Raw genomic sequence first — 2371 nt, forward strand, 5'->3', positions numbered from 1 at the left:
AACGACCGCGCACCCACACCCGGCTCCAAAGCCCACTCCACCGGCACCAGATCACCCGAGGGACGTGTCAACCGCCGGCCAAAGGCACTCCGGCCACGGATCGCCAACTCCGGCTCACCACTGCCCAGCACAGTCGGCAGCACGGATACGGGGTCGCCGTCGCCGGTCGCGGGCAGGTCGGCCAGGACCAGACGTCCCGGATTCTCCGACTGCGCCGACCGCAGCAGACCCCACACCGCAGCCGCCGCCAGATCCGTCACACCCTCACCCGGAACCGCGGCCACCGCACCCCGGGTGACGACCACCAACTGGGCCGACTCCAGCCGCTGCTCCTCCAGCCACTCCTGCACCAGACCCAACACCGCACCGGCAGCACACCGAGCCGCCTGCGCCGCATCACCACTGCTGTCCGTATCCGCACAGACAAGCACCACCTGCGGAGCAACCTCGCCCGCCTCGGTCGCAGCAGCAACCCCGGCCAGATCGGCAAACGTGCGGACCGGCACCCCGGCCGTGTTCAGCCCGTCGCCCAGGGCGAAACGGTCCGCTCCGATCAGCGCCCAGTCCCCGGCCGGAACCGCGGCCTCGGCCACCGGGACCCAATCCACGCTGAACAGGGCGTCACCCACGCCACCGTGCGTCGGCTGCAACTGGTCTGCCGAGACAGGGCGGCTCACCAGCGAGGCCACCGAGACCACCGGTGTGCCGGTGGTGTCCGCCGCCGTCAGCGTCAGGCTGCCCTGCGCGTCACGGCGCAGCCGGGCCCGCAGAACCGACGCCCCACTGGCGTGCAACTCCACACCCGTCCACGCGAACGGCATCCGGACCTCACCCAGTTCACCCTCGCCGTCGGCGTCGGCCAGGAGCCCCGCATGCAAAGCCGCGTCCAGCAGGGCCGGGTGCAGGCCGAACGAAGCGGCCTCCTGCGCCACGGCCTCCGGCAGTGCCACCTCGGCGAAGATGTCCTCACCACGACGCCACGCCGCTCGCAGGCCGTGGAACGACGGGCCGTAGACATCGGCCAGCTGCACCGCATACACATCCGCGATGTCCAGCGGTGTGGCCTCCTGCGGCGGCCACACCGTCAGGTCTTCCTCGGCTTGGCTCGCCGCTCCAGCGGGGGCGATCAGCGCGCTGGCGTGCTGGACCCACGGCTGCTGGCCGCCGGGCTCATCGGTACGGGAGAAGACCTCGACCTCGCGCCGTCCGTCGGCGTCGGCTGCGGCCACCACGACCTGGACCTGCACCCCGCTGCCGTCGGCAGGCACCACCAACGGCGCCTGCAACGTCAGCTCCTCCACCACAGCGCACCCGACCTGGTCCCCGGCGCGGACCACGAGCTCCACGAACCCGGTGCCCGGCAGGAGCATCACGCCGCCGACGGCATGGTCGGCCAGCCACGGCTGTGTGCGCACGGACAGCCGTCCCGTGCACACCAGTCCGGAGCCACCCGCCAGTTCCACCGCCGCGCCCAGCAGCGGATGACCCACCGCACCGAGCCCCAGCGACACCGCATCCCCGCCCGAAGCCAGCGCTGCGGCCGACAGGGACAGCAGTCCCTTGGGCCAGTACCGCTCGTGGCGGAAGGCATACGTGGGCAGCTCCACCCGCTGCCCGGCGGGCAGGACCGTGGTCCAGTCGACGGGCGCGCCGTGGACGAACGCCTCGGCGAGCGAGGTGATCAGGCGTGTCGTTCCACCGTCGTCGCGACGCAACGAGCCCGACACCACGCCTGCTACCGCGCCAGGGCCTGCCTCCAGCGCGGCCTCTTCGAGCGTCTCGGTCATCGCCGTGAGCAGCACCGGATGCGGGGAGACCTCGATGAACACCTGGTGGCCCATGTCGGCCAGGATGCGTACCGCCCCATCGAACTGCACCGATGCCCGCAGGCTGCGATACCAGTACCCGGCATCCAGCTCAGTGCCGGTCAGCGTCTCGCCCGTCATCGCCGAGACCATCGGCACCCGGCCAGCCCGCGGTGACACTGCGGCCAGTACGGAGGTGATCTCCTCTTCCAGCTGTTCCACCTGCGCGGAGTGCGAGGCGTAGTCCACCGCGACCATCCGGGACCGGACGCCGTCGGCCTCCAGCTCCTGCGCCAACTCCTGCAAAGCATCAGGCTCACCGGAGACGACCACGGCAGCCGGGCCGTTGACCGCGGCCAGCGACAGCCGACCGTCCCAGCGGCCGAGACGCTCCTCGACCCGGGCAGCCGGCTCGCTCACCGACATCATGCCCCCGGCGCCCAACAGGACTCGCAACGCCTGCGAGCGCAGGGCCACGACCCGGGCGCCGTCCTCCAAGCTCAGCATCCCGGCCACCGTCGCCGCAGCGATCTCACCCTGCGAGTGACCCACCAGCGCATCCGGTG

The 2371-nt window shown here is 71.7% G+C and carries 1 protein-coding gene; it reads right to left on the reverse strand.

The annotated features are described in order from the left end of the window. Window positions 1-2312 (reverse strand): acyltransferase domain-containing protein (locus AQI88_RS42095; RefSeq protein WP_244184650.1); only part of this gene is annotated, 2312 nt, incomplete at its 3' end. Between the last annotated feature and the right edge of the window lie 59 nt (window positions 2313-2371).

The sequence above is a fragment of the Streptomyces cellostaticus genome (genome assembly GCF_001513965.1).
Classification (GTDB): domain Bacteria; phylum Actinomycetota; class Actinomycetes; order Streptomycetales; family Streptomycetaceae; genus Streptomyces; species Streptomyces cellostaticus.